The organism is Pseudovibrio sp. W64 (assembly GCF_001623145.1).
Taxonomy (GTDB): Bacteria; Pseudomonadota; Alphaproteobacteria; order Rhizobiales; family Stappiaceae; genus Pseudovibrio.
This window is the reverse complement of record NZ_LMCI01000002.1, coordinates 152,577-175,264: the sequence shown is the minus strand read 5'-3', so window position 1 is coordinate 175,264 and position 22,688 is coordinate 152,577. Positions and strand designations below refer to the sequence as shown.

The 22,688-nt window shown below is 51.6% G+C and carries 22 protein-coding genes and 1 riboswitch; of the genes, 9 read left to right on the top strand and 13 right to left on the bottom strand.

The window, feature by feature from the left end; genetic code table 11:
* Positions 1-5: 5 nt before the first annotated feature.
* From PsW64_RS01630 to PsW64_RS01605, 6 genes are all read left to right on the top strand, one after another.
* On the top strand, positions 6-1,511 hold the full coding sequence (locus PsW64_RS01630) for an ArnT family glycosyltransferase (protein ID WP_063302473.1): 1,506 nt from the start codon (positions 6-8) through the stop codon (positions 1,509-1,511).
* Positions 1,512-1,592: 81 nt separating this feature from the next.
* A complete protein-coding gene (locus PsW64_RS01625; RefSeq protein WP_208980505.1) occupies positions 1,593-2,390 on the top strand; it encodes a ChbG/HpnK family deacetylase in 798 nt (265 codons plus the stop codon).
* A gap of 219 nt (positions 2,391-2,609) precedes the next feature.
* On the top strand, positions 2,610-3,299 hold the full coding sequence (locus PsW64_RS01620) for a Crp/Fnr family transcriptional regulator (RefSeq protein ID WP_008552228.1): 690 nt from the start codon (positions 2,610-2,612) through the stop codon (positions 3,297-3,299).
* Positions 3,300-3,379: 80 nt separating this feature from the next.
* A complete protein-coding gene (locus tag PsW64_RS01615; protein WP_063293700.1) occupies positions 3,380-3,793 on the top strand; it encodes a group III truncated hemoglobin in 414 nt (137 codons plus the stop codon).
* Positions 3,794-3,852: 59 nt separating this feature from the next.
* Positions 3,853-4,281: an acyl-CoA thioesterase gene (locus PsW64_RS01610; protein WP_057463735.1), complete on the top strand. Its 429-nt coding sequence runs from the start codon at positions 3,853-3,855 to the stop codon at positions 4,279-4,281.
* Positions 4,282-4,313: 32 nt separating this feature from the next.
* Positions 4,314-4,763 carry a group III truncated hemoglobin gene (locus PsW64_RS01605; protein ID WP_244272112.1) on the top strand — a complete coding sequence of 150 codons (450 nt, stop codon included), beginning with the start codon at positions 4,314-4,316 and terminating at the stop codon, positions 4,761-4,763.
* 29 nt (positions 4,764-4,792) lie between these two features.
* Here PsW64_RS01605 and PsW64_RS01600 read toward each other — a convergent pair whose 3' ends face one another.
* Positions 4,793-5,173, bottom strand: coding sequence for a hypothetical protein (locus PsW64_RS01600; protein WP_208980504.1), 381 nt, complete (start codon positions 5,171-5,173; stop codon positions 4,793-4,795).
* Positions 5,174-5,220: 47 nt separating this feature from the next.
* Positions 5,221-5,351, bottom strand: a riboswitch (SAM-I-IV-variant riboswitch).
* A 287-nt stretch (positions 5,352-5,638) separates the two neighbouring features.
* On the opposite strand from PsW64_RS01600, the gene PsW64_RS01595 reads away from it, so the two are divergent.
* The gene (locus PsW64_RS01595) at positions 5,639-6,880 is read left to right on the top strand and encodes a PQQ-dependent sugar dehydrogenase (RefSeq protein ID WP_063302472.1); all 1,242 of its coding nucleotides are present in this window, start codon (positions 5,639-5,641) and stop codon (positions 6,878-6,880) included.
* A gap of 85 nt (positions 6,881-6,965) precedes the next feature.
* Here PsW64_RS01595 and msrA read toward each other — a convergent pair whose 3' ends face one another.
* Positions 6,966-7,595, bottom strand: coding sequence for a peptide-methionine (S)-S-oxide reductase MsrA (gene msrA / locus PsW64_RS01590; RefSeq protein ID WP_057463732.1), 630 nt, complete (start codon positions 7,593-7,595; stop codon positions 6,966-6,968).
* A gap of 118 nt (positions 7,596-7,713) precedes the next feature.
* A complete protein-coding gene (locus tag PsW64_RS01585; RefSeq protein WP_063302471.1) occupies positions 7,714-8,181 on the bottom strand; it encodes a GNAT family N-acetyltransferase in 468 nt (155 codons plus the stop codon).
* 296 nt (positions 8,182-8,477) lie between these two features.
* Here PsW64_RS01585 and PsW64_RS01580 point away from each other — a divergent pair, with 296 nt between their 5' ends.
* On the top strand, positions 8,478-9,866 hold the full coding sequence (locus PsW64_RS01580) for a sugar porter family MFS transporter (protein WP_057463844.1): 1,389 nt from the start codon (positions 8,478-8,480) through the stop codon (positions 9,864-9,866).
* A gap of 519 nt (positions 9,867-10,385) precedes the next feature.
* Here PsW64_RS01580 and PsW64_RS01575 read toward each other — a convergent pair.
* From PsW64_RS01575 to PsW64_RS01550, 6 genes are all read right to left on the bottom strand, one after another.
* Positions 10,386-11,048 carry an NAD(P)H-binding protein gene (locus PsW64_RS01575; RefSeq protein ID WP_063287157.1) on the bottom strand — a complete coding sequence of 221 codons (663 nt, stop codon included), beginning with the start codon at positions 11,046-11,048 and terminating at the stop codon, positions 10,386-10,388.
* A gap of 124 nt (positions 11,049-11,172) precedes the next feature.
* The gene (locus PsW64_RS01570) at positions 11,173-11,619 is read right to left on the bottom strand and encodes a DUF4268 domain-containing protein (protein WP_063302470.1); all 447 of its coding nucleotides are present in this window, start codon (positions 11,617-11,619) and stop codon (positions 11,173-11,175) included.
* Positions 11,620-11,713: 94 nt separating this feature from the next.
* Complete coding sequence (gene groL, locus PsW64_RS01565; protein WP_063302469.1) at positions 11,714-13,366, bottom strand: chaperonin GroEL; 1,653 nt, start codon at positions 13,364-13,366, stop codon at positions 11,714-11,716.
* Positions 13,367-13,431: 65 nt separating this feature from the next.
* Positions 13,432-13,719, bottom strand: coding sequence for a co-chaperone GroES (gene groES, locus PsW64_RS01560; protein WP_057464068.1), 288 nt, complete (start codon positions 13,717-13,719; stop codon positions 13,432-13,434).
* Positions 13,720-14,200: 481 nt separating this feature from the next.
* Entirely contained in the window at positions 14,201-14,776 is a 576-nt protein-coding gene (locus PsW64_RS01555) for a hypothetical protein (protein WP_063302468.1), read from the bottom strand.
* Between the two features lie 174 nt (positions 14,777-14,950).
* Positions 14,951-16,402, bottom strand: a complete 1,452-nt coding sequence (locus tag PsW64_RS01550; protein ID WP_063302467.1) for a sigma-54-dependent transcriptional regulator — start codon at positions 16,400-16,402, stop codon at positions 14,951-14,953.
* Between the two features lie 380 nt (positions 16,403-16,782).
* Here PsW64_RS01550 and PsW64_RS01545 point away from each other — a divergent pair, with 380 nt between their 5' ends.
* Positions 16,783-18,225, top strand: coding sequence for an EAL domain-containing protein (locus tag PsW64_RS01545; RefSeq protein WP_063293708.1), 1,443 nt, complete (start codon positions 16,783-16,785; stop codon positions 18,223-18,225).
* Between the two features lie 43 nt (positions 18,226-18,268).
* Here PsW64_RS01545 and PsW64_RS01540 read toward each other — a convergent pair whose 3' ends face one another.
* From PsW64_RS01540 to lspA, 4 genes are all read right to left on the bottom strand, one after another.
* Positions 18,269-19,624 (bottom strand): M16 family metallopeptidase, encoded by a 1,356-nt coding sequence (locus PsW64_RS01540; protein WP_063302466.1) that lies wholly within the window; start codon positions 19,622-19,624, stop codon positions 18,269-18,271.
* Positions 19,625-19,637: 13 nt separating this feature from the next.
* Entirely contained in the window at positions 19,638-21,047 is a 1,410-nt protein-coding gene (locus PsW64_RS01535; RefSeq protein WP_063287163.1) for a M16 family metallopeptidase, read from the bottom strand.
* Between the two features lie 186 nt (positions 21,048-21,233).
* Entirely contained in the window at positions 21,234-21,971 is a 738-nt protein-coding gene (locus tag PsW64_RS01530) for a hypothetical protein (protein ID WP_208980502.1), read from the bottom strand.
* 198 nt (positions 21,972-22,169) lie between these two features.
* Positions 22,170-22,676 (bottom strand): signal peptidase II, encoded by a 507-nt coding sequence (gene lspA, locus PsW64_RS01525; protein WP_063302464.1) that lies wholly within the window; start codon positions 22,674-22,676, stop codon positions 22,170-22,172.
* Positions 22,677-22,688 lie beyond the last annotated feature (12 nt).

Here is a 22,688-nt window from a genome sequence, read left to right as displayed (position 1 = left end):
TTTAAATGCAGGACAATCCCGCAGGAAAGCCGCTGAGCTTTTGGTTGCGCCCGACTAATCTGATCCTGATTATCGCCGTGCTGTCTTTGGCACGGCTGGCAACTGGTATGAATGTCGATCTGGTTGAGGATGAAGCCTACTATCGTTTGTGGGGGCTGTATCCTGCATTGGGTTATTACGACCACCCGCCAATGGTCGCTTATTGGATCTGGCTTGGTCAATCCTTGTTCGGTGACACGGCTCTTGGCGTTCGCTTCATCAGTATCCTGTCTGCTGCAATTGGTTCCCTCGCGCTCTGGCGAACTGCAAAAATTCTATATGACGCTCATATCGCTGGCTGGACAGTCCTGTTTTTCAACGCAAGTTTGCTGATTGGTGTCGGCTCACTGTTAGCTACGCCTGACGCACCCTCTGTTTTCTTCTGGGGACTGGCTTTGTGGGCCATGGCAGAGCTGACGGTATCCAAAAATGCGAACTGGTGGATTCTGGCTGGTATCTTTGCAGGATTAGGCCTTCTTTCAAAATACTCCGTGTTGTTTCTGGGGGTAGGGATTATTCTCTGGCTGGTGTGGGTGCCGGAGAACCGCAGATACTTCCTATCCTGGCAGTTGTGGCTCGGCGGAGCACTGGCAATCGCGATCTTCTCTCCAGTACTTTACTGGAACTCGCAGCATGAGTGGATTTCTTTTGTAAAGCAGTTTGGGCGTTCTGTACCAGAAGGGTACTCCGTCAAGTACATTGGCGAGTTCATAGGCGCTGTTGCAGGCCTGCTGAATCCGCTCGTCTTTATCATTGCGATGGTTGGTGCGTGGCGCGTCATCCGCAAAATGATAAAGCAAGACAACACGGCCAGTCTGCTGGTTCTGACGGTCCTGCCGTTCCTGATTTACCTGCTCTTCCATTCACTCCATTCGCGTGTTCAGGGCAACTGGCCAGCACCAATGTATCCGACACTGGCCCTGTTCGCCGGTATTGCAGCAGCTTATCCGCCAGCCAATGTTGGCCGCTGGTTCAAGGCGCTTGCCCCGACTGCAGTCGGCCTGGGTGTCGTTGTTGCTGGCTTGGTCTATATCCACGCCTACACCCCGCTCAACACATCTCTGGGCCGTAAAGATCCAACGCACCAGATGCGCGGCTGGCAAGACATTGGCGATGAATTGACCGAGTTGGCAGACGCGAATGACATCAATTGGATTGGCACAACCAGCTACGGTTTGACTGGTCAAATGTCGAATGCGCTCAAGAAGACAGACCTCAAAGTCTACGGAATTCCTGAGCGAATGCGCTATGCAATGATTCCCGATAATCTCCAAAATCCTGAAAATAGTGACATGCTGTACGTCACCGAGGAAAGAAGAGACTGCTCTCAAAAGCTGAAAGCCAACTTCAATCAGGTTGAGCTGCTGAAGACCATCACCCGAGAGAATAAGGGATTATTCGGAAAAACAGCTATTGAAAATGTACGGGTCTACCGATTGTCAGACCCGAAACAGCCCCTGAAATCCAACTGAAACAGCTGAGATTCCGTTGCGTTAAATTTGCAGGCTTTGTTAAATGTACTCCTGAACCTTTTGGATTGGGAGATCCGCGCGATGAAGCGCATCCTCTTGACGAGTCTCGAATTTGGGCAAAGCTATGGAGTCGACCGGGCGATCTGCGATCTAATCATCGCAGGCCGGCTCTCTGCCGTAGGCTGTGTTGTCACTGGCAAGATGTGGTCGAGGGAGTTCTATCAGCTGCGTGACGTGGTTGCCTGGGCCGAACATGAAACCATGGTCGGTCTGACAGTCACACTGACAAAGCCCGCCGGGCCACTCACCGATTTTGGCCGGACCGTATTCGGAGAGACGTTCCCCGCCCCGTGGTGGTATGCAATGCGCAGCCCCATGAAGATGCTGCCGGAAGAGGCGATTGCCGCTGAGATCGCCGCACAGGTGGATCTGTTCGAAGAGGTCTATGCCCGTCCGCCAGCATTTGTTGCCATTCAGGGAAACCTCGCAAAGCATCCTGCCGTGCATTCAGCGCTCATCACGGTGCTCAGCATGATGGCAGGACGAGAGCCTGCACTGGTACTGCCTGCTGGTGTTAGCCGATCGAGCAACTCCATTTCAAAGCGCGCTACCAAAGCCGGATTAGAAACTATATTCTCAGGTCCAGATCTGCCTATGGCTGATGAGGACACGGATCTGAGAGACTTCTTCTGGCACGGAATCAATGAGGCGCAGGATTCGGCAATGGTCCTATGTCGGCCATCCTATCCTGAAGAGCAGGCCCAACCCGTCAAAAAGAAAAACGTACGCCAGAGCTCATCCCGTGAGAACCAGCTGAAGTTCCTGATAAGTGAGGAATTTCCGTTTCTTTTGATGGAAAAAGATATCTTCTTGTTCTAAGAACGATCTCTTCCTGCGGTTGAAGAGATCGTTCCTTTTGAATTTGCCATAAACGTTGGGGTATTTATGAACACCCCTAATTTGCCTAAAACTAAAGAACATCTCTGTGACTCCGGTCACAAAATGGCCGCATGATAGACCTAATTAAAATCATCAATTATATTGATGCAGCTTAAACTAAAAAACTGAATCTACGGCGCGTCAGGATCTTGTGGCAAGATGACAAAGTTCAAAGAACTCCTTCAAAACAGCTTTTCACTGTCGGGTTTGGCTGAGGAACACGCACACGGTCTCTCTGAGATAGCTCAGCCTATGTCATTGAAATCCGGCGCAGTTCTCTTCAAGGCCGGAGATCCGGGCAATGGTTGTTACGCAATCATCGAAGGCAGCATGAAAGTCTCCGTCGTCTCGTTGGATGGCAGTGAGCAGCTGCTCGCAGTTCTCGGGCAGGGCTCTCTGGTAGGTGAAATTGCTTTGCTTGACGGCAGTGAGCGTTCCGCTACCGTTACGGCACTCAAGCCGAGCCAGCTTGCATTTATCTCCAAAGCTGCATTTTATCGCTACGCCGATGAAAACCCCGCTGTTTACCGTCACATGCTGCAGATCGTAGCGACTCGCCTGCGTCGTTCAAACGATGCACTCGCTGCACGGTCCTTCTTGCCACTCAATGGCCGGGTTGCGCAGACGCTGCTGCAACTCTCTGAAACATTTGGCAAAAAAGTCGACAGCAACAAAATTCTTGTTCACTATAAGATCTCTCAGGCTGAAATCGCCAATATGGCTGGTGGGGCTCGGGAGAACGTCAGCCGCGTCCTCAATGTCTGGAAGAGAGAAGGTGTTATCAGCCGCCTCTCTGGATATTACTGCCTCGAAAAGCCGGAGGTGCTACGAGCTGCCGCAGAGCTTTAAACTCGGTATTTGAGTAAAAGTGACCCGAAGTAACAAGAAGGGCATGGGCCTTGTTCTTGCAAGGCTCCTGAAACACCGAGATGACCTATCAGCATTTTGACATTCGCCCGCAGGACGAGTGTACACCAATCCATCCTGACCTGACGCATTCTCAAGTGCGTGCTTTGGTTGCCAGTCATTCAGAAAAACTCCGTCACAATGGCGAGCTGGCATCAGTCTACCAAAATAGCATGAAGTGCGACTGGGAGGATTACGAAGCTCAGGCCGTGCGGTTCTGGTGCTCCGCTCTCATGAAAGACAGAAGCTATTCTGGCCGTCCACTTGGCAAGTATCGTGGAGCTGCAAAGCAGGTATGCAGCGATGATATTGCCAGCTGGTTGAAATTATTCGAGAATGCAGTAGATGAATGCGTTGCTGAAACCGCTCGGGCCAACACCAAGAAATGTGCGACCCAGGTTGTTGATTGCTTCCATATGGCGATGATCCCTGCTTGAGTAGTTGAGCTTCGCCATGCATAGCATTTCCTCTGGTGGATCTACGGAGCTTTAGAACTATGAATGATACAAGAGACGCTGTCGAAGAAGAGCAGCCAATTGGTGAACTGACCACGCGCACAATGGCGATGCCGGCAGACACCAATGCTTCTGGCGATATCTTCGGTGGTTGGGTTGTCTCTCAAATGGATATTGCCGCCGGTATTGCAGCAAGCCAGTGCGCCATGGAGCGCGTTGTGACTGTTGCGATCGACAGCATGACCTTTATCCGCCCTGTTAAAGTGGGCGATGTAATGTGTGTCTACTCCAACGTGCTCCGTGTTGGCAGAACCTCTGTAACGCTTGCCATTGAGGCCTGGGCTTTGCGCCACCGCTTTGGCTATCGTGAGAAGGTGACGAATGCTCAGTTCACCTTTGTTGCTGTTGACGATGACGGCAAGCCGATTGTGATCTCTGAAGAGCAACGTGCTAAATACAACAAGGCTTAAGCGGATCGCGGACCAGGAATAGGAAACAAGCAGTGTCATCAAAAATTCCCGTTATGTCAGCGCGTGAACGGACACCGCTTGATCCTTCCATCACACCTGCCCAGATCAATCATCTGGTTGAGAGTTTTTACGGCAAGGTCCGCCAGCACGAAACGCTTGGGCCGATCTTCCTGAGAGAGATGGGTGAGGACTGGGGTCCGCATCTACACAAGATGAAGCACTTTTGGGCATCTGTTCTGCTAAAAACTGGATCGTATAAAGGCAAGCCGGTTCCCGCTCACGCGAGGATTCAAGGGGTCACCACTGAGAATTTCCATGAGTGGATGGATCTGTTTGAAGACGAAGTCTATGCGATTTTCTCAGCAGAAGCCGCACCGCTTCTTCTGGCAACTGCACAGCGCATCGCACAGAGCCTGTGGCTTGCAATGTTCGCAGACCCATTTGCCACGCCTCCTGCAAAATTCGGCAGTCGCGCAGCTTAAAAATCAGTTCTTATTTTAGTGCAGCTTACCTAGCTCGGGAATTTCTTTTTCGAGCGTAGCGCGTTTTGCCTGAAGTACTCACGCAAGGCTTCCAGTTCTTCAGGACGACGGCGTGCAGTATCCGCAAACAAGCGCTCGTCGACAACCGTGTGGCAGCCTTCTGCCCAAAGCCGAAGCAGCACAGCAAACCTGTCGGAGCGCTCGTCGGTGGTCAAAGGCGTATTCGGCTGGCGTGTAGAGTTGGAAAGCAGCCGGCTGCGCAGCCCTTTTTCTAAAATCAGGCAATCCAGCAAATAGGCAGCAGTAAACTCGTCGGCAAGGTGTGCGACGGCTTCCCTCAAAGATTGAGGCACATATTCAGATACATACGATTGCCATGCAGACTGTGGCTGACCAGCAATATCAAACATTAAATCCTCCATCGGTTTCCCGAGGAGGACTGGCGCAAAATCCATTGAAACTACCGCTTGGTTGTTACGAATGATGAAGACAGCGTCCTCACTTCGAAACCACATCCCTTTTGGCGGAGACCACCTTGCCCGGTTAGGCAGGTTGGCGAGGGCGCCAGCCCTTCTCTTGATGATGCGTAGGATTTGGCACGAAAATGAGGCAATTGCAAGTGGGCACCTTTCCTTTGTTCTTTGTCCACACTTTCAAACTTACGTCATGTCGTATTTTAGCACCACAAAACGCAACTTCCGCTAAGTGAATATCTTCAATTTTTGTGGTTCTATAAACCGAATTCCCGTCATATCTGAGTATTCTCCTCAGACTTTGAATGAGCGCATAGTGGCAGCTCAAAAAGGCAGAGCATTCCAAATATTCCGATAAATTTTCTCAGTCAAATTTCTAGGCCCTTCAGGAAGGAAAAAACGATGTGCACCACAAAGCCCGTTCTCTTTGGAGTCCTGACAGGGTGCGCTTACGCCTTGCTGCTAACCACATCTCTGGCAGCAACGACCACCAAGATGGTCGATGGTGTCAAAACGGAGTTTGTGGAGCAGGTCTCTGAAGAGCAGAAAACTCTGGCTCGCAACACTGAAGTTGTGGTCATGCCCAAAGGCTTCCACATCGAACCTTATGCAGCTGTGCCAGATGCCCGTCATATGTCCGTCGCGCCTGATGGCAAAACTGTTTTTGTAGGAACGACCACGGACAGAGTCTGGGTCGTTACCCCGGATGAAGAGGGCAAGAAAGCTGCAGAAGTTCGCCAGTTCGCTCCAGATCAATCCTTCATCATCCCTAATGGTGTGTGCTTCACAAAAGATGGCTCATTGGTCCTTGCAGAGCAAAACCGTGTTCTGAGTTTTCCGAACGCATTGGAAAACAAAGAGCAGGGCAAGCCAGCCGTGAAGGTGCTGGTCGGCAAAGGCATGCTTATCCCTCCCTCTGAGGAAAGTTATAATCACTCCTCCCGTGTGTGCGATCAGGGGCCGGATGACCGCATCTACATCTCTCTTGGCCAGCCTTACAACGTGCCGCCCAAGATGAAGCTGAAACTCTATGACAGCCTCGGCATCGGCGGCATTATCTCCATCACCGCAGATGGTATGGACCGTCAGGTCTATGCGACCGGGATCAGAAATTCCGTAGGCTTGGAGTTCCATCCAAACTCCGGTAATCTCTGGTTTACCGACAATCAGGTGGACGGCATGGGAGATGACATCCCGCCTGAAGAGCTGAACAAAGGCACCGAGCCGGGCAAGAACTACGGTTTCCCATGGTATGGCGGTGGAACGGTCCGTACCCCGCATTACATCGATGAGCCTGTCCCAAGTGGCGTGGTGAACCCGGAAGTCGAACTGGATGCTCATGCCGCAAGTTTGGGCATGACGTTCTATCAGGGCGATATGTTCCCTGAAGAATACAAGGGCGGCGTCTTCATCGCGCAACACGGCTCATGGGACCGCTCAGTGCCAATTGGCGCACGTGTGGTGTTTGTGCCCATCAACGAGAAAGAAGAAGCTGGCGCCCCAAGTATTGTCGCAACAGGCTGGATTGATGCCAGCGGCGATTATCTGGGCCGTCCGGTAGACGTGGTCGAGCTTGGCGACGGATCCTTGTTGATCTCTGATGACTCTGCTGGAGGGATCTATCGCATGTACTACGAAGACTAGGGATCTCCTCTGACCTGCGACAACACACCTAAAAGCAAAAGACCAGAGCAGTGCCTCTGGTCTTCTTGAGTTCTATACTAAGCCCTTAGTGCTCGCCGGGGATACCTTTGTAAGCATTTGGACCCCAGACCTGCTTGACGCGCTGATCACGGCCACAGCGATAGCGGTAGAACTTGTAGCGGATCGGGTTTTTCTCATAGTAGTTCTGATGATAATCTTCTGCATCATAGAACGGAGCTGCAGTGCGGATCGGTGTTACAATCGGGCGGTTCACTTCACCTGACTTTCCAAGCGCTTTCTTGGAAGCCTTTGCAGCCTTCAGCTGCGCAGGAGAGGTCGCAAAGATGGTTGTCTGATAGCTCTCACCACGATCACAAAACTGACCACCAGCATCAGTTGGATCAACAGAATGCCAGAAAGCTGTCAGCAGCTCTTCATAAGACACCTTGGCCGGATCAAACTTCACTTCCAACGCTTCAATATGACCTGTACCACCAGCAGAAACCTGCTTGTAGGTCGGGTTTGCACTGCGGCCACCTGTATAGCCGGATGTGGTCTCAAGAACGCCCTCGATCTTGTCAAAGTCAGACTCGATACACCAGAAGCAACCACCAGCAAAAATTGCGGTTTCGGTCTCAGCAGCCTGTGCAGGCTGGCTCACAGCATAAAGCAAAGGAAGAACGGCAAGGGCTTTTGCAGCTTTGCGTGCAATCATCTCAGATCCTTAAATCAGGTCATGCATTGGAATTTCCAAAACCCTAGCAGCCACCAGCCCTCAACGGAAATGAAGTCCCTTCAACAAAACGTCAATCAGCGAGAGCATGGTTCGCGCTTCAAACCTCGCAGGACATGTTCCATCCGGTCACGTTAAAGCCAGCCTTGTAATAGGTGCGTATGGCGCCGTGATTGTCAGGGGCAACACGCAGTCCAATACGTGTCAGGCCATCTTTCTTGAATGTCGCCTTCAAGGCTTCAAGAGCTTTGGAGGCGTACCCCTTGCCACGATGTTCTGAGTACACCAGAAAATCCATGATGAACGCAGATGCATCATCCTGAAGGGAGTACCAGAGAAACCCAACCTCCACTTCGCCAGCCTTCGTCTTGTTGACGATGCTCAGCAGCTTATTGTGTTTGTTGCTTTTCCCCTCTGGAAAGGCCTTTGACAAGCCTTCCTTGGCTTTCTTCAGTGCAGCCTGTTCTTCCATACTGCGATTATCCATCAGGTCCTGAGCGTATCCAGAGACGGAAATGATCTGAAACTCATCAAAACGAGCTGCGGGGAAATCCTGAAGAACAATCATGTTAAGTCCTGGTTGCCAAAGGTTGAAGCGCTTGGGAAGGTCTTGCGCTGATCATGCGACGGGAAGCTTAATTGAAGGCAAAGGCCGCGAAAAGCTCAATGCTGTAATTCCTAACAGGTGCGGTTTTAAGTCGCTGGATCATCATAGCGACACTGAAATGATCCATGTTGTCTTTCCCGTATATGATCAAACGTTATTGGGGTCTTGCGAAAAACAGCTCAATTCAGGGCTGTGTGTCCTCCGGTTGGTTAGAGACCTCCGCCTATACTTTCCCTTGGTCTTTAAAGGGAATGCGCATGATTATCCTCCTGGCATGTATCGCCGTACTCTGTGGTTTGCTCTATGGCTACAACGAAGGCGTCATCGCTGGCGCTTATGAGCCCATCAAAGCAGAGTTTGAATTCTCTGCGTATTGGGGAGGGCTTCTGGTCGCATCCTTGTCCATCGGTGGTTTGATCGGAGCCTACCTGAGCGCCTATCTCAGCGACAGATTTGGCAGACGGTCAACGGTCATCATCGCAGCTCTGTTCTTTATCACCGGAGCTGTCTTATCCAGTGTGGCGCAAGACCTTTTCATCCTCACATTTGCCCGCTCTCTCATCGGAATGGGAATTGGCTTGTCCTCAATGGCTGGCCCTCAATATGTCTCCGAAATTGCACCGCGCAAGATCAGAGGCCGTATGCTTGGCGCGTTTCAGTTCATGATCTCCTTTGGTGTCTTGATTGGCTACCTCTCCAATCTGATCACGCTTGATCTCGGCTACAGCGCAGAAGCCATCAATCGTTGGCAGTTCATGTTCCTCCTTTCCGCGATCCCTGCAGCGTTTCTGCTCTTTGGAATCTGGAGTGCCCCCGAAAGCCCGCGCTGGCTCGTCATGGCAAAGCGCTCAGCAGAGGCTGAGGCCGTCTTTGAAAAGATCGAACCAACCCGATCTGAGGCATGGGTCAAAGGCAATGTGAAGCGGATTGAACAAGACCTCGCCGAAGTCGCAGACCAAAAGGGAGGCTGGCTGGACCTCATCAATCCACGAAACCGGCCTATCACCAGTTTTTGTGTCTTCACCTTCCTGTTCCAGCAGCTCAGCGGCATCAATGCTGTCATCCTCTACGCACCGGAGCTTTTCGGCGACCTGGGCTTTTCCGAGGAAGCAAGCCGCTTGTCTGCAACAGTCGGGCTTGGCGCTGCACTCGCTCTGGCCGCAGCTGCCAGTTTGCTCCTTATTGACCGCGTTGGCCGCAGGCCTCTGATGGTCTACGGATTGCCAGCCTGCGCACTCTCTCAGTTCCTGATCGTGGGAGGTTTTCTCATGGGGGACGGGATTGGCACGGCTTTGTCCGTCTCAGGTCTTTGCCTCTACGTGATCTCCTATTCCCTCTCCATGGGGCCGCTGCCATGGGTCTACATGTCAGAGGTGTTCCCAAATTATCTGAGGGCCAAAGGAATGGTCGTGGCGGTAACCGTCAACTGGGTCTTCACATTCCTCGTTGTGTTTGGTTTCCCCAAATTGAACCAACTCTTCACGATCACCGAGATCTTCCTGTTCTTCGCCATATGCTGTTGTATCGGAACCGTCTACGCCATCCGCCGCGCACCAGAGACCAAAGGTGTCTCTCTGGAGGATATCTACGAGCTGTTCCACAAAGGGGACAGCAAGACGGCTGAGAGGCCAGTTGCTGGCGAGTAAAACCACAAGCACCAAAAGCACCGCATGACTTCTCATGCAGTGGTGAAGCTAAAATCCCGAGAAACGGGAGGGGCAAGGCGAGCAGGCAATACCTGCGCATTGTATATAAATTAGTTTCTTCGGCATTGGCTGTCGCCTTGCCCGGGCGTTTTTGTATGAAACAAGGTCTCCACCGAAAGGCATTGGGAGCAGGTGCCTACCCATCATTGTAAGGCCTCACAAAACACAAGGCTTTGCTTCGAATCTCACAGTCAGGGCAGTTGCTGTAAAGGACAGTTTGACTTGTCCCTGACAGCTGCAGCTGCCAGTGTAGACGCCCATCGGGTGACCAGCTTCCGCTTGGTCCCTGCACTAAAGACTTTCAAGGGGTGTTTCAACGAACCCGCCGGAGGATGCGTTATGTCTCCCGGTAGCCCCGCCCAGCCCACGCCACACTGACGGTCGCTCCGCCAGCTGCCCGTGTACGTGGACATAGGATCAGTATGGCGGGTGATTTGGGCGAGGGGATAAGATTTTCGCTCAGCCAGCTCTATCGGCAATCTCGTCGCCTTCCAGAATGCTGAAACCACGCTCGCCGTCAAGCGCAGCGGCAACAAGTGCGCGTGCAACTGCGGCGCCTTCAATTGGACGATATTTGCGCAAAGGGCCTTTAAAGAGAAACGAAAGCCGTGGCAGCACCGACGCGGCAAGCCCCTCAGCAAAGCGTTGCTCCTGACGCTCACCCAGCAACAAAGAGGGCCGGAACACTTTTGTTGAAGGGAAAGCGAGCGTGCGAACGGCCTCTTCAAGCTCCCCTTTGACCTTCAGATAGGAGTTGGAACTGCCCGCTGCTGCACCAATCGAAGAAACCATGAGAAACTGCTCAGCACCGGCTTCACGCGCCAACCGCGTAAGGTCGTAGGCAAGCTGGAAGTCAATCGCGTAAAACGCTTCTTTTGAGCCGGCTTTCTTCAGCGTGGTCCCCAGACAGCAGAACACATCCGTCACGTTCATTGGCAGTTGAAGGCTGGAAAGATCGCTGAAATCGGTCAGATGCAACCGAAGCTTATCATCTTCAATCTCTGGATCTTTGCGCACAACTGCATGAACCTCGTCATACGCCTCACTGGCAAGCAGCAGCCGAACCACTTCAGAACCAATCAGCCCAGTTGCACCAAAGACCATCGCCACACGATTTTTCATAGGAAATTCCTCCGATTATCAGCCAAAGCAGATTGGTAGATCGGGGTGAGTGTTTAAGACTCGAACAAGTTGAAGCGTAATTCAAAAAATAAGAGCACCATTTCAGGTGCTTTCATTTCGATTGCTATTTGGGAATGGCAGAGAGCAGAGGGAAGAGTGCCATATGGAAGTTTCCGAGCCAGATTACATACCAGTCTGCAAGCTCTGGCATTGTCGTGTTGGTGCCAAGATCAACATCTCTCTTCCATAACACGATGCTGCAATATCGGGCATGTTCAGCAGGGTCCCAATCAAGTGATGCGCCGATCGCTGTCTCTACATGTTCTTTTTGGCGTAGCAGTTCTTTGAAGTAGGCCTCGCCGGGCTCATTCCGAAAGTTGATCATAACTTTCGCGCAGTTTTCTTCATCCAGATAATGGAGACTTAGATAAGCGTTCGGTATGCCAAACTTGATGTCGTAGTAACTTCCGTCGGGAACATTGTTTCTCAGTTTAATCGGAAGTTTAGTGTCAGACATCTGGTCTTTGACTGCTTGCCAAATTTCATGATGTTTTTGTTTTAGTTCACTCATGAGTTGTTATTTCCTAGCTGAAGCTGATTGTGACAATGCAAAAAAGGGCACCCCGAAGGATGCCCTAATTCGTTTAAGCGTTGGTTGGCTTGGCTTAGAAGCCCATGCCGCCCATGCCGCCCATGCCGCCGTCCATTGGAGGCATTGCTGGGCCGGAGTCTTTCTTAGGCAGTTCAGCAACCATTGCCTCAGTAGTGATCAGCAGACCAGCTACAGATGCAGCATCCTGAAGAGCAGTACGAACAACCTTAGTTGGATCGATGATGCCAGCTTCAATCATGTTGACGTATTCTTCGGTCTGAGCATTGAAGCCGAAGGTCTCATCCGCAATGTTGTCCTGGATTTTGCCAACAACGATGGAACCTTCAACACCAGAGTTTTCAGAGATCTGGCGAAGCGGAGCTTCAAGAGCGCGCAGAACGATCTTGATACCAGCTTCAATGTCAACGTTCTCGGAAGATACTTTCTCAACAGCAGCTTTTGCACGAAGAAGAGCACAACCACCACCTGGTACGATACCTTCTTCAACAGCAGCGCGTGTTGCGTTTAGGGCATCGTCGATGCGGTCTTTTTTCTCTTTAACTTCTACTTCGGTTGCACCACCAACGCGGATAACTGCAACACCGCCAGCAAGCTTAGCAAGACGTTCCTGCAGCTTCTCGCGGTCGTAGTCAGAAGAAGTTTCTTCAATCTGGGCTTTGATCTGGGAAACGCGTGCTTCGATGTCAGCTTTTTCGCCAGCACCATCAACAATGGTAGTGGTTTCCTTGGTGATGTTCACCTTGTCAGCAGTGCCGAGCATGTCGATGGTTACGTTTTCCAGCTTGATGCCCAGATCGTCAGAGATCACGGTACCACCAGTCAGGATAGCGATGTCTTCGAGCATTGCTTTACGACGGTCGCCGAAGCCAGGAGCCTTAACAGCAGCAATCTTCAGGCCACCACGCAGTTTGTTCACTACGAGAGTTGCCAGTGCTTCACCTTCAACATCTTCAGCGATGATGATGAGTGGGCGGGAAGACTGAACAGCGCTTTCAAGGATTGGAAGCATTGGCTGCAGGTTGGAAAGCTTTTTCTCGTGAAGGAGAATGAGTGGCTTTTCCAGGTCAGCAATCATCTTTTCAGCGTTGGTGACGAAGTATGGAGAAAGGTAACCGCGGTCGAACTGCATACCTTCAACAACTTCAAGCTCGGTCTCAAGAGACTTGGCTTCTTCAACGGTGATAACACCTTCGTTGCCAACGCGCTGCATTGCTTCAGCAATGTCTTCACCGATCTGAGTGTCGCCGTTAGCAGAGATTGTGCCAACCTGTGCAACTTCGTCAGTAGAAGAGATAGACTTGGAACGTGCGGTCAGGTCTGCAACAGCAGCAGCAGTTGCCATGTCAACGCCGCGCTTCAGGTCCATTGGGTTCATGCCAGCAGCAACGAACTTTGCACCTTCTTTAACGATAGCCTGCGCCAGAACTGTCGCAGTTGTTGTACCGTCACCAGCAATGTCGTTGGTTTTGGAAGCAACTTCACGCACCATCTGTGCGCCCATGTTTTCGAACTTGTCTTCAAGTTCGATTTCCTTCGCAACAGAAACACCGTCTTTGGTGATGCGTGGTGCGCCGAATGCTTTATCCAGAACAACGTTACGACCTTTAGGGCCGAGGGTAACTTTTACAGCGTTTGCAAGGATGTCGACGCCTTTAAGCATCTTGTCGCGGGCATCGGAGCCGAATTTGACTTCTTTAGCAGCCATGGTTTTGTCTCACTTAAATTCTTGAATAACAGAAGGGATCGTAGGGTCTCAACAATGGCCTGGAATTAAGCCAGGATACCCATGATGTCGGATTCCTTCATGATCAGCAGGTCTTCACCGTCGATCTTAACTTCAGTACCGGACCATTTGCCGAACAGAACGCGGTCACCAGCTTTAACGTCGATAGCGATCAGCTCACCGTTGTCCTTACGTGCGCCAGCGCCAACAGCGATAACTTCGCCTTCCTGTGGCTTTTCTTTTGCAGTGTCAGGAATGATGATGCCACCAGCTGTTTTTTCTTCAGACTCAATGCGGCGAACGACAACACGGTCGTGTAGCGGACGAAACTTCATAATTGGCTCTTCCTCTCATACGCGAGCGCCCCTTTTAGGCAACGCCCGGACGCGAAGGTTAAAAACTTTGAGAGTGGGTGAAACTTTGCAGCCCCACAGTGATTAGCACTCCCAAAGGCAGAGTGCTAACAACCACAAAATGATGTAGTTTCACCACCTCTTATAGTCAAGAAGAGAGCTGTAAAAAAATATTCTGGAGTGCAAAAAATATAGGAATACTGCGAGAAATTGGGGGGCAATTTGGGTACAGTCTCAACTCACCCTAGACGAATGGACTGTCTGTGCTGCCTGCACGGGAATTTCCGGAATCAGCGCAAAAGAAAAGCCGGCTTTAAGATCAAAGCCAGCTTTTGAACTTTAACAGGAAGCTTTCAGGTTTTAGAGCGTGTTCCCGAAAAGTGGTTCCGGTTTTTGGATAAGAATACGCGCAAAATTAAAGAGTTAGAGCTTGGTGCGTGAATGCATATGAACGCAACATGCTCTAATTCTGAAGAGGTGCGTCCTTCATGGAAAACGGAAGCTCAAAGCTGCCGGACTTTTCCGAGTTCTCGTCGTTAAACTGCACCTTCAGCACATAGTCTCCAGCTTGCAGCCCTTTAAGGTTGAAGCTCAAAGATGTCTGATACTCGCGGATTTGGTTGAAGCTTGCCGAGTGCAAGGCGGTAAACCCGTCCTGAGAAGCAAACACCTGACCAGTGGTGTTGCGCAGTTCAAAGTCAACACTCAGATCAATCGCATATGTGCTGCCCATCTCTTTGTAAGAGAAGCCAACAGGCTCAGCATAAACGGTCAATGGATCACCGCTCTGGAACTCTGTCGTCTCCAGAGGCGTGTAAGCCCCATAACTCTCAGCTGGTAGTGCGATGAATTTTGCTGCCGTAAAAGCGAGTGGCTGCTGTTGCCAGGCAATGGTGTAGGCGTCCTGAGCAGCTTTAAAGCCAGCGCTCGGCGCACTCTTGTCTTCAGCAGATGCAGCGCCACCCAACAAAGCAACCGCAAAAATAGAACAGGCTGCAGCTTTTGCGTAAGCTGACATCCCTCTCACTGTAAATGGCATTGTTAGCCCCCTAGAGCCAGCAGAACACAATATCTGCGGCACTCACCTGATTCTTGGCGGTGGTATAGCTCTTAAATCTAAGGGAGACAATACTGCCCCATTTGTTGAGGCAGCTTAGACATGCGTCACGAAGACATTCCTCATGCGATGGTTAAGCAATTACCACGCAGTTGATCAGGCACCGGCCCGTTCAGCCCAGGATTGCTTCTTCCGGTAGATGGTCGAGGGGCTGATTTCCAAGGCGGCAGCTGCAAGGGCAATGTTGCCGTCAAAAGTTTCAAGCGTGGTCTCGATAATCTGCTTTTCCTGGAACCACAACGGTTCGATAGACCGCCCCATAGAAGGCATAGGTTCGCTTGTGCTGAAGGCAATCTCGGAAAGAACAGGAACAGCCTGGTCACGCAACAAAGGAGAGAGCATGAGTTCAGTGACTTCATCACCGTCATTCATGACCACAAGCTGGCGAATGACATTCTCCAGTTCGCGCACATTACCCGGCCAGCTGTGCTGCAACAAAAGAGCTTCTGCATAGGTCGAAAAACGCTGAAATCTGCGATTTTCTTCTGCTGCATACTTCTTCAGGAATGTTTGAGCGAGGGACGGTATGTCCTCGCGGCGCTCCCGAAGAGCGGGCAGGCGGATCGGCAGCACGTGGAGACGATAGAACAGGTCCTCACGGAAGCGACCTGCGGTGATCTCTGTTTTCGGGTCTCTGTTGGTTGCGCAGATAACGCGCAGATCCAGCGAGCGTGGTTTATGCTCTCCAACCCGTTGAATGGAGCCGGTCTGAAGGAAACGCAAAAGTTTGCTCTGCAAGCAGAGTTCCATTTCACCGATCTCATCAAGGAACAAAGTTCCCCCATCGGCAAGCTCTGCTGCACCAGCTCTGGCCTCATCTGCTCCGGTAAAGGCACCGCGTGCATGACCGAAGATCTCGGACTCCATCAAATTGGCCGGAATCGCTCCACAGTTGATTGCGACAAAAGGCCCGCCTTTACGTGCTGATCTGGCATGCAGCGCCTGTGCACACAGTTCCTTGCCTGTACCTGATTCTCCGGTAATGAAGGCTGGTGCGCTGGATGTCGCCATCCGGTTGATCTGCGCATAAACGCTTTGCATGCGATTGGAAGCACCAACAAACCCTTCAAACTGAGCAGCTGTTCCAGACGTGTCGCTGGAGACAATCGCTTCAGAGCCAGTCGCGGCTGAAAGTGAAGGTGAGGGTGCCGCTCTCTTGAAGACACCCAGATGTGCTTCAAGTTTCTCCAAAAGCATTTCGCTTGTGTAAGGTTTGGTCAAAAAGTCATGGGCACCATTGCGCATGGCATTCATGGCACGGCTCACAGACCCCTTGGCACTGACCGCAATCATAACCGCGCGCGGCGCAGCAGCGACAATCTCGGAAAGCTCGGCTTCCCCGCCGATGCATTCAAGATCGACAATAACGATATTGATTGGGGTATGTCGCAAAAAGGCGACAGCATGTTCTTTGCTCGCAAGAACATGCGCAGGTTGTCCGCAGGTAACATGCTTCGACAAAGCACTACTGGTTTTACGAGCCTCTGCACGATTAGTGTCGACGACACAGGCGTTCAAAAACCTATTGGTAGCTTTGGGGGATCCCATTGGCAGGCAACCTCAAAAATCAATACATCAGGTCGAAAATCATTCGACACCCTGAGTTTGTGCAAACAGGGTAAACAAACCCTTTTCGTTTTCGAGGTTGATTGCATTATGCAGTTAATTTCTTTCACGCAGAACGCTTCGAGCAACTTTCTTACCTGATAAATATCATTGTTCGCCAGAATCGCGCGCTGAAGTTCAGCTCGGGATTGTGACGAAAATCGTATGCGCTGATGATATATGTAGCTCTATTGTCATTCTTGCGGGGACAACACGGGTTTTCCCTAGAAATATAATGGGTATAGGGTTCGAACGACCTCAGTAAATGCGGCAAAATTCAGGTATGTATTTTGTGATTCGGACCAACAGGTACTCTTGAGGATATGACGCGCTTGGCGAACATTTCCATTTTGTTTTCTATTTCAGCCATTGCGGCCTCTTGTGGCACTGTGATGGTCTACCTTTTTGCGCGTCCGGTTGGCGAGGCTATCACCGTTGCCTTTACGGCGATGTGCACTATGATCTTCATCCATTTCATGTTGACCCGCTCTCAGGAAAAATCCGCGGTATCTGACGCTGTCAATCGCTTGGAAGAGCGGATTGCAGTCATCGATGATGATGTCGGAAACCTCGAAGGCCGCCTCACTGGCGTCGAGCACAACATTCCGCGTCGCACACGGGAAGAGATCGACCCGCTGTTTGCTGAAGTGGAGGTAATCGGTTCTCTGGTGAAGCAGATGGCCGAAGCCATGGCCGACATGGAAACCCGGATCGAGGATCAGGGCATTGCCATCGAGGACCAACGCACCAAGCAGGCACAGCTTCAGCCTCAACCAGCTCAGCGCCTGGCCGCTCCGCAGGCAGCGGTGAGAGAACCATCTGTTGATCTGGCCAGTCAGGCAGCTGCTGCATTTGCGAGCGCAGCAGGCCAACCAATGGCTGCAAGTCAACCGATGGGTGCGGTGCAGGAACCGTTTGCTGAGACGCGCGCACCAGAGATGAAGCGCCCGGCAGCTCCGCGCATGCATCACCCCAATGCCGCTCTTGCCGAAGAAATTCGTGCAAGCATCGAAGCGGGCAGGGTGGACCTCTACCTCCAGCCAATCGTGACATTGCCACAGCGCCGTGTTCGCTATTACGAAGCCCTGACGCGTCTGCGTAAAGCCAATGGCGACACGCTGGAGCCAATCGAGTTCCTTCAGGAAGCAGATCGCACCGGCCAAATGCCTGCGATCGACAACATTTTGTTGTTCCGTTCCCTTCAGATCCTGAAGCGTCTGGCAACCCGCAACAGAGAAGCGGGTTTGTTCTGTAACCTGTCTCCAAGCACGCTTATGGATGAAAACTTCTTCCCGGGCTTTCTGGAGTTCGTGCGCGCCAACGACACATACTCAGATCTGTTGATCTTCGAATTCTCGCAGGCTGATGTCGCTGTCATGAGCGCGATTGAGTATGAGAGCCTCGCTGCTCTGGCTGAGTTAGGCTTCCGGTTCTCTGTAGACCGCATCACCGATCTGCGCATGGACTTCCGCGCTTTGGCTGATCGCGGCTTCCGCTTTGCAAAGCTGCATGCATCACGCCTGTTGTTGCATGAAGATGATCTGGCCAAGAGCAACATCCATCCGGCTGATTTTGGCAGTTTGCTGCAACGCTATGGCATTGAGCTGATCGTGGATCACGTGGAGAGTGAAGGCGCTGTGCTGGAGCTTCTGGAAATGGACATCCGCTGTGCGCAAGGCTTCCTGTTCTCACCGCCACGTCCAGTCCGTGCAGACGTTCTGCAAGGCGCACCAAACCCGCGGTCACTAAAGAAAGAGGCGAGCTGATTTTCATCAACTCGCCTGCTTGTTTTCATGCTTTGCGTAAGAGTTAGTTCAGTGGTTTGCCAACCGTAACAAAGGTTGGCTCAATGCCATCAAACATGTCCTGAGAAACCTCACGAACACCTTCCAGTGTCACCGCTTCAACCATATCATTACGCTTGTCGATGTAATCAATGCCCAGCTCTTGGGTCTGAATGCCTGTCAGCTGACGGGCAATGCTGCTGGAGCTGTCAAAGTTGAGAGCGTAATTGCCAGTCAGATAGGACTTCGCTTCTTCAAGTTCTGCCGGAGTAGGCCCAGTCTGCGCCATCCGCACCATCTGCTTCTTGATGATATCAATCGCTTCACCAGCTTTGTCCGAGCGTGTACCCGTGGACCCCATCAACAGCGCTGCGTGCTTGTAAGGAACCAGATAGGAACCAACAGAGTAAGCCAGACCACGCTGCTCACGGATTTCGTCATAGAGCCATGAGGAGAATGAGCCACCACCCAGAATGTGGTTCATCACGAAGGCAGACATGAACTTCGGATCATGACGCTCATAACCCGGCAGAGCGAACTGAATGGAGGTCTGTGGGCTCTCAAAGTCAACGTGAACAGCCTTATCTGTCACAGGCTCCACGTTGGGAATCGCAACCAAATCACCGTTCTCAGGCAGATTAGCAAAGACTTTGTCCAGAACGCTGGCCAGCTCATCAGCACTAATGGCTCCCACAACGCCGATCTTCAAAGAGTCTTTTGCAAAGATCTTTGCGCGCTGTGTTTTCAGATCATCAGAAGTCAGCTTGGCAACCGTATCCTCTGTTCCCCGGCTTGGGCGGCCATAAGGGTGATCCGGGAAGATGGTCTTGGACAAATTCAGACCAGCCAGAGCATCTGGGCGCTTCAGGCTGCGACGAATGCCAGAGATCGTCTGTGCTTTCATCCGCTCGAGCGGATCATTGTCAAAACGTGGCTCATTCACAGCCAGACGAAGCATCTCGAAGGTGTGATCTTTATTGGCCTGCAAGCTCTGGAAAGACCCATAGAAGAAGTCGCGGCCAGAACTGAAGGACAGACTCATGGTCAGATCTTCAAGACGTCCCTGAAAGGCTTGGGAATCCAGATCTCCAGCCCCTTCATCAAGCATGGTGCTCAAGAGGTTGGTCACACCCAGCTTGGCATCTGAATCCTGAGAACTACCACCTGCAAACGCGAAGTTCAGCGCGATGATCGGAACTGTGTAGTCTTCCACCAACCATGCTGTGATACCTCCGGGGCTTTTAACCTCTTGGATCTCAATGGCCTGGCTGTTCTGCACAAAGGTAGCGACGAACAGGAATGACAAGGCCAGCAACGCAAACAAACTTGCCGTCATGCGGGAAGCGGAGGCAGAAGCTGCCATAAGAACTTTAGCTTTCATCGAGCGTCCCCTCTCACTCTGCATTTTCAGGTTTTGCAGCAGGCATCAGATAGCTCGCCACACTGGTTTCACTAAGGTACTTCTGTGCAACTGCCTGAACCTGTTCAGGTGTCACCTTGGCAATGCGAGCAGGCCAGGTCTGAACCTTCTCAACAGAACCGCCTGTGGTCAGAGCTGTCCCAAAGATGCGCGCCAGCACGTCTTGCTTGTCTTGCGCGTAAATGGCAGAGGCCAGCATAGAGCGTTTAGAACGTTCCACTTCTTCAGCTGTCACACCATTCTCAAGAACATCATTCACGATTGCCAGAGCACGTTTCTCCAGTTCCTCAAGCTCAACACCATCTTTGGGAGAGGTGTAAAGAATGAAGCGGGTGTCATCCAAAGCGGTAGACTGGTACCAGGCTCCAGCACTGGTTGCGACTTCGCCTTCAATCACCAGCGCTTTGTAAAGCCGGCTGTTAGCGCCGCCACCTAAAATGTCTGAAAGCACTTCAAGAGCTTCAGAATCGCTTGGCTCAGCAGTGGTTGAGCTTGGTACGATCCAGCCGTGTTGCAGGCTTGGCTGGGCAACCTGATCACTCTGCAGGCTGACTTCGCGATTACCTGGCACGATCTGGACATGCGGACGATCTCGTGGTCCCGGGTCTGCACGTTGCTCAACCTTGCCATAGGTCTTCTTGGCAAGGGCCAGAACGTCTTCCGAGGTGACATCACCGGCGACAATCAGGATTGCATTGTTTGGAGTGTAGTACTTGTCGTAAAAGGCGATAGCATCGTCTTTGTTCAGCGCCTGAATTTCGTTTTTCCAGCCAATCACCGGAATACCGTAGGGGCTGTTCGGAAACAGGACCTGATCGAATGTCTCAGATAGTCTGGCAGCAGGGCTGCGGTCCACGCGTTGGGAACGCTCTTCGAGCACCACATCCCGTTCCGGATCAACCTGCTTTTCAGTCAGGATCAGGTTGGACATGCGATCAGCCTCATAGCCCATCACCATTTCCAGATGCTCTTTGGCAACCTGCTGATAATAGGCCGTGTAGTCTTGAGAGGTGAAGGCGTTTTCCTGGCCACCTACCTGAGCAACCTTTTTGGAGAACTCACCCTCTGGTGTATTCTTGGTTCCTTTGAACATGAGATGTTCAAGAAAATGCGCGATGCCGGATTTACCGGGTTTTTCATCTGCTCCGCCAACGCGGTACCACACCATGTGGGTCACAATCGGGGCGCGTCGGTCAGGGATGACAACCACCTGAAGGCCATTGTCGAGAGTGGTTTGGGAAACATCGGTTCCGCCGATGTGTATTTTTGAAAAGTCTTCGATTGAAGCTTTCCCTGTCGTATCCGCAGCCACGGGCAATACTGGGCTTGCGAAAACAACCAGACTCAAAGCGAGGGCTTTAAGCGCGAGAGATCGACCAGTCACGTAGGGGGCTCCCTTTAAAATGAGCAGGACACAGCTGTCCTACCTATACCGTGATTGTGGTTAATCTCCTCGTGAATTATTCGTAATCTATTGCAGCTATAATGAAAAAAGCGCGAACATCGTCGCGCTTGCTTCATAGTTTATTCAGGCTTTCAATAAGACTTGAACTCTCTGTGAGAGAGGTTCTTACTGCTTGCTCATATCGATACGAGCGCCGTCTTCAATTGCTGCTGCTTCACGCTTTTTGCGAACTTCTTCGCTTTCGTCCACTTCCGGGGTCGCAAAAGCAACGCCTGCAACAGGAGTGGAGTAAGCCACTGGAGGCTCGGTCAGGTATTTGCGTGTCGGCGTACAACTTGGATCGCCAGGTGCGCAAATCGGTGCTTCCACATCCTTGCCACCAAGCTGTTTTTTAGCGTCCTGATACTGCCTGCCAAGAGCTGCCAGTTCAGTCGGGCTCAGCTTGTCACCATCAAGAAGCTGCTGCTGACGTTTCTCAGCTGCGAAATCGCGAGGACGAGCTGCTGCTTTTTTCAGCGCAGGGTGACCGCGCATTTGCTCAATGCTCAAAGGCTCACCTGGCTCTACCTTGTAGAACGCGCGGATCTCTTCAAGTTCTTCCTTGGAGCGGTCAACCGGCCAGTTGCTAGCGACTTCAGAAAGCTTGCGGGAATCTGGCTGCGGAAGGTTGCCAGCCTGTGTCGGCATTACAAGCGGAGCACGCTCTTTGTACTTGATGTCAGTGTTTTTCTGAGACTCAAGACCAACGGCGCTCAAGACACCAGTCATCAAACTCAAATCGGTGGTTTCAGTGCCATCATCGAAGTCACCATTACCTGTCATACAGGCGGATAGTGCGAGAGAGAGCCCGCAAACAAAAGTGGCCCGAACAACGAATTTTTTGCTACGGCTTTGCAATTTCATTACCCTTGTTTCCCGATCACCATCAAAACGGCGTTTGACAGGCATCACGGGTCAAATGACAGCCTGCGAAATCTGTAGTCCTCATAATCCAGTGATGCCACCTTAAAACAGGAATCACGAAACCATGAAGGCCCTAAGTGTGTAGTTATGCCCAGAAGCACCCGATATTCCCCACATATAATTGAGAATTAGGCAGTTTTAGGGCCGGCTATCCTTATTTTTGCCAATAAACAAGGTGTCGAGCAGCAAACCAGCAGCGCCAATAACAATCCATGCATCGGCAAGATTGAAGACGTACCAGGAAAATTCCCCAACATGGAAATAGAGGTAATCGACGACTTTGCCATAATAGAGGCGGTCAAAACCATTGCTCAGGGCGCCGGAAAGAACCAGCCCGAGGCAGAAACCTTCCAGCCGATTACTTGCACGCGCACTCCAGAACCAGATGAAAACTGAGGCAACAACCGTAAAGGCTGCCAGTCCCCAACGGCCAAGCTCTGTCGTTTGCTGGAAAAATCCGTAGGAAACGCCTTTGTTCCAGACCAGAACCAGATCCAGAAAAGGGCCAACTGGGATTGTAGGAATACCGCCACCTGAGAAATGAGCGACAGCCCAGAACTTGGCAAACTGATCAACAACCAGACCAGCTATGGCAAGGAGGAGGACGAGGGAACTGTGATGTCCCCAAAACTTCAGTTTCTTCAAAACAAATTCCCT

Coding starts and splice junctions, on each gene's coding strand:
- PsW64_RS01555 (WP_063302468.1), bottom strand. CDS start 14,776: ATGCCATTTACAGTGAGAGGGATGTCAGCTTACGCAAAAGCTGCAGCC.
- PsW64_RS01595 (WP_063302472.1), top strand. CDS start 5,639: ATGTGCACCACAAAGCCCGTTCTCTTTGGAGTCCTGACAGGGTGCGCT.
- PsW64_RS01550 (WP_063302467.1), bottom strand. CDS start 16,402: ATGGGATCCCCCAAAGCTACCAATAGGTTTTTGAACGCCTGTGTCGTC.
- PsW64_RS01545 (WP_063293708.1), top strand. CDS start 16,783: ATGACGCGCTTGGCGAACATTTCCATTTTGTTTTCTATTTCAGCCATT.
- PsW64_RS01570 (WP_063302470.1), bottom strand. CDS start 11,619: ATGAGTGAACTAAAACAAAAACATCATGAAATTTGGCAAGCAGTCAAA.
- groL (WP_063302469.1), bottom strand. CDS start 13,366: ATGGCTGCTAAAGAAGTCAAATTCGGCTCCGATGCCCGCGACAAGATG.
- PsW64_RS01585 (WP_063302471.1), bottom strand. CDS start 8,181: ATGATTGTTCTTCAGGATTTCCCCGCAGCTCGTTTTGATGAGTTTCAG.
- PsW64_RS01620 (WP_008552228.1), top strand. CDS start 2,610: ATGACAAAGTTCAAAGAACTCCTTCAAAACAGCTTTTCACTGTCGGGT.
- PsW64_RS01580 (WP_057463844.1), top strand. CDS start 8,478: ATGATTATCCTCCTGGCATGTATCGCCGTACTCTGTGGTTTGCTCTAT.
- PsW64_RS01625 (WP_208980505.1), top strand. CDS start 1,593: ATGAAGCGCATCCTCTTGACGAGTCTCGAATTTGGGCAAAGCTATGGA.
- msrA (WP_057463732.1), bottom strand. CDS start 7,595: ATGATTGCACGCAAAGCTGCAAAAGCCCTTGCCGTTCTTCCTTTGCTT.
- groES (WP_057464068.1), bottom strand. CDS start 13,719: ATGAAGTTTCGTCCGCTACACGACCGTGTTGTCGTTCGCCGCATTGAG.
- PsW64_RS01575 (WP_063287157.1), bottom strand. CDS start 11,048: ATGAAAAATCGTGTGGCGATGGTCTTTGGTGCAACTGGGCTGATTGGT.
- PsW64_RS01630 (WP_063302473.1), top strand. CDS start 6: ATGCAGGACAATCCCGCAGGAAAGCCGCTGAGCTTTTGGTTGCGCCCG.
- PsW64_RS01610 (WP_057463735.1), top strand. CDS start 3,853: ATGAATGATACAAGAGACGCTGTCGAAGAAGAGCAGCCAATTGGTGAA.
- PsW64_RS01540 (WP_063302466.1), bottom strand. CDS start 19,624: ATGAAAGCTAAAGTTCTTATGGCAGCTTCTGCCTCCGCTTCCCGCATG.
- PsW64_RS01615 (WP_063293700.1), top strand. CDS start 3,380: ATGACCTATCAGCATTTTGACATTCGCCCGCAGGACGAGTGTACACCA.
- PsW64_RS01530 (WP_208980502.1), bottom strand. CDS start 21,971: ATGAAATTGCAAAGCCGTAGCAAAAAATTCGTTGTTCGGGCCACTTTT.
- PsW64_RS01600 (WP_208980504.1), bottom strand. CDS start 5,173: ATGTTTGATATTGCTGGTCAGCCACAGTCTGCATGGCAATCGTATGTA.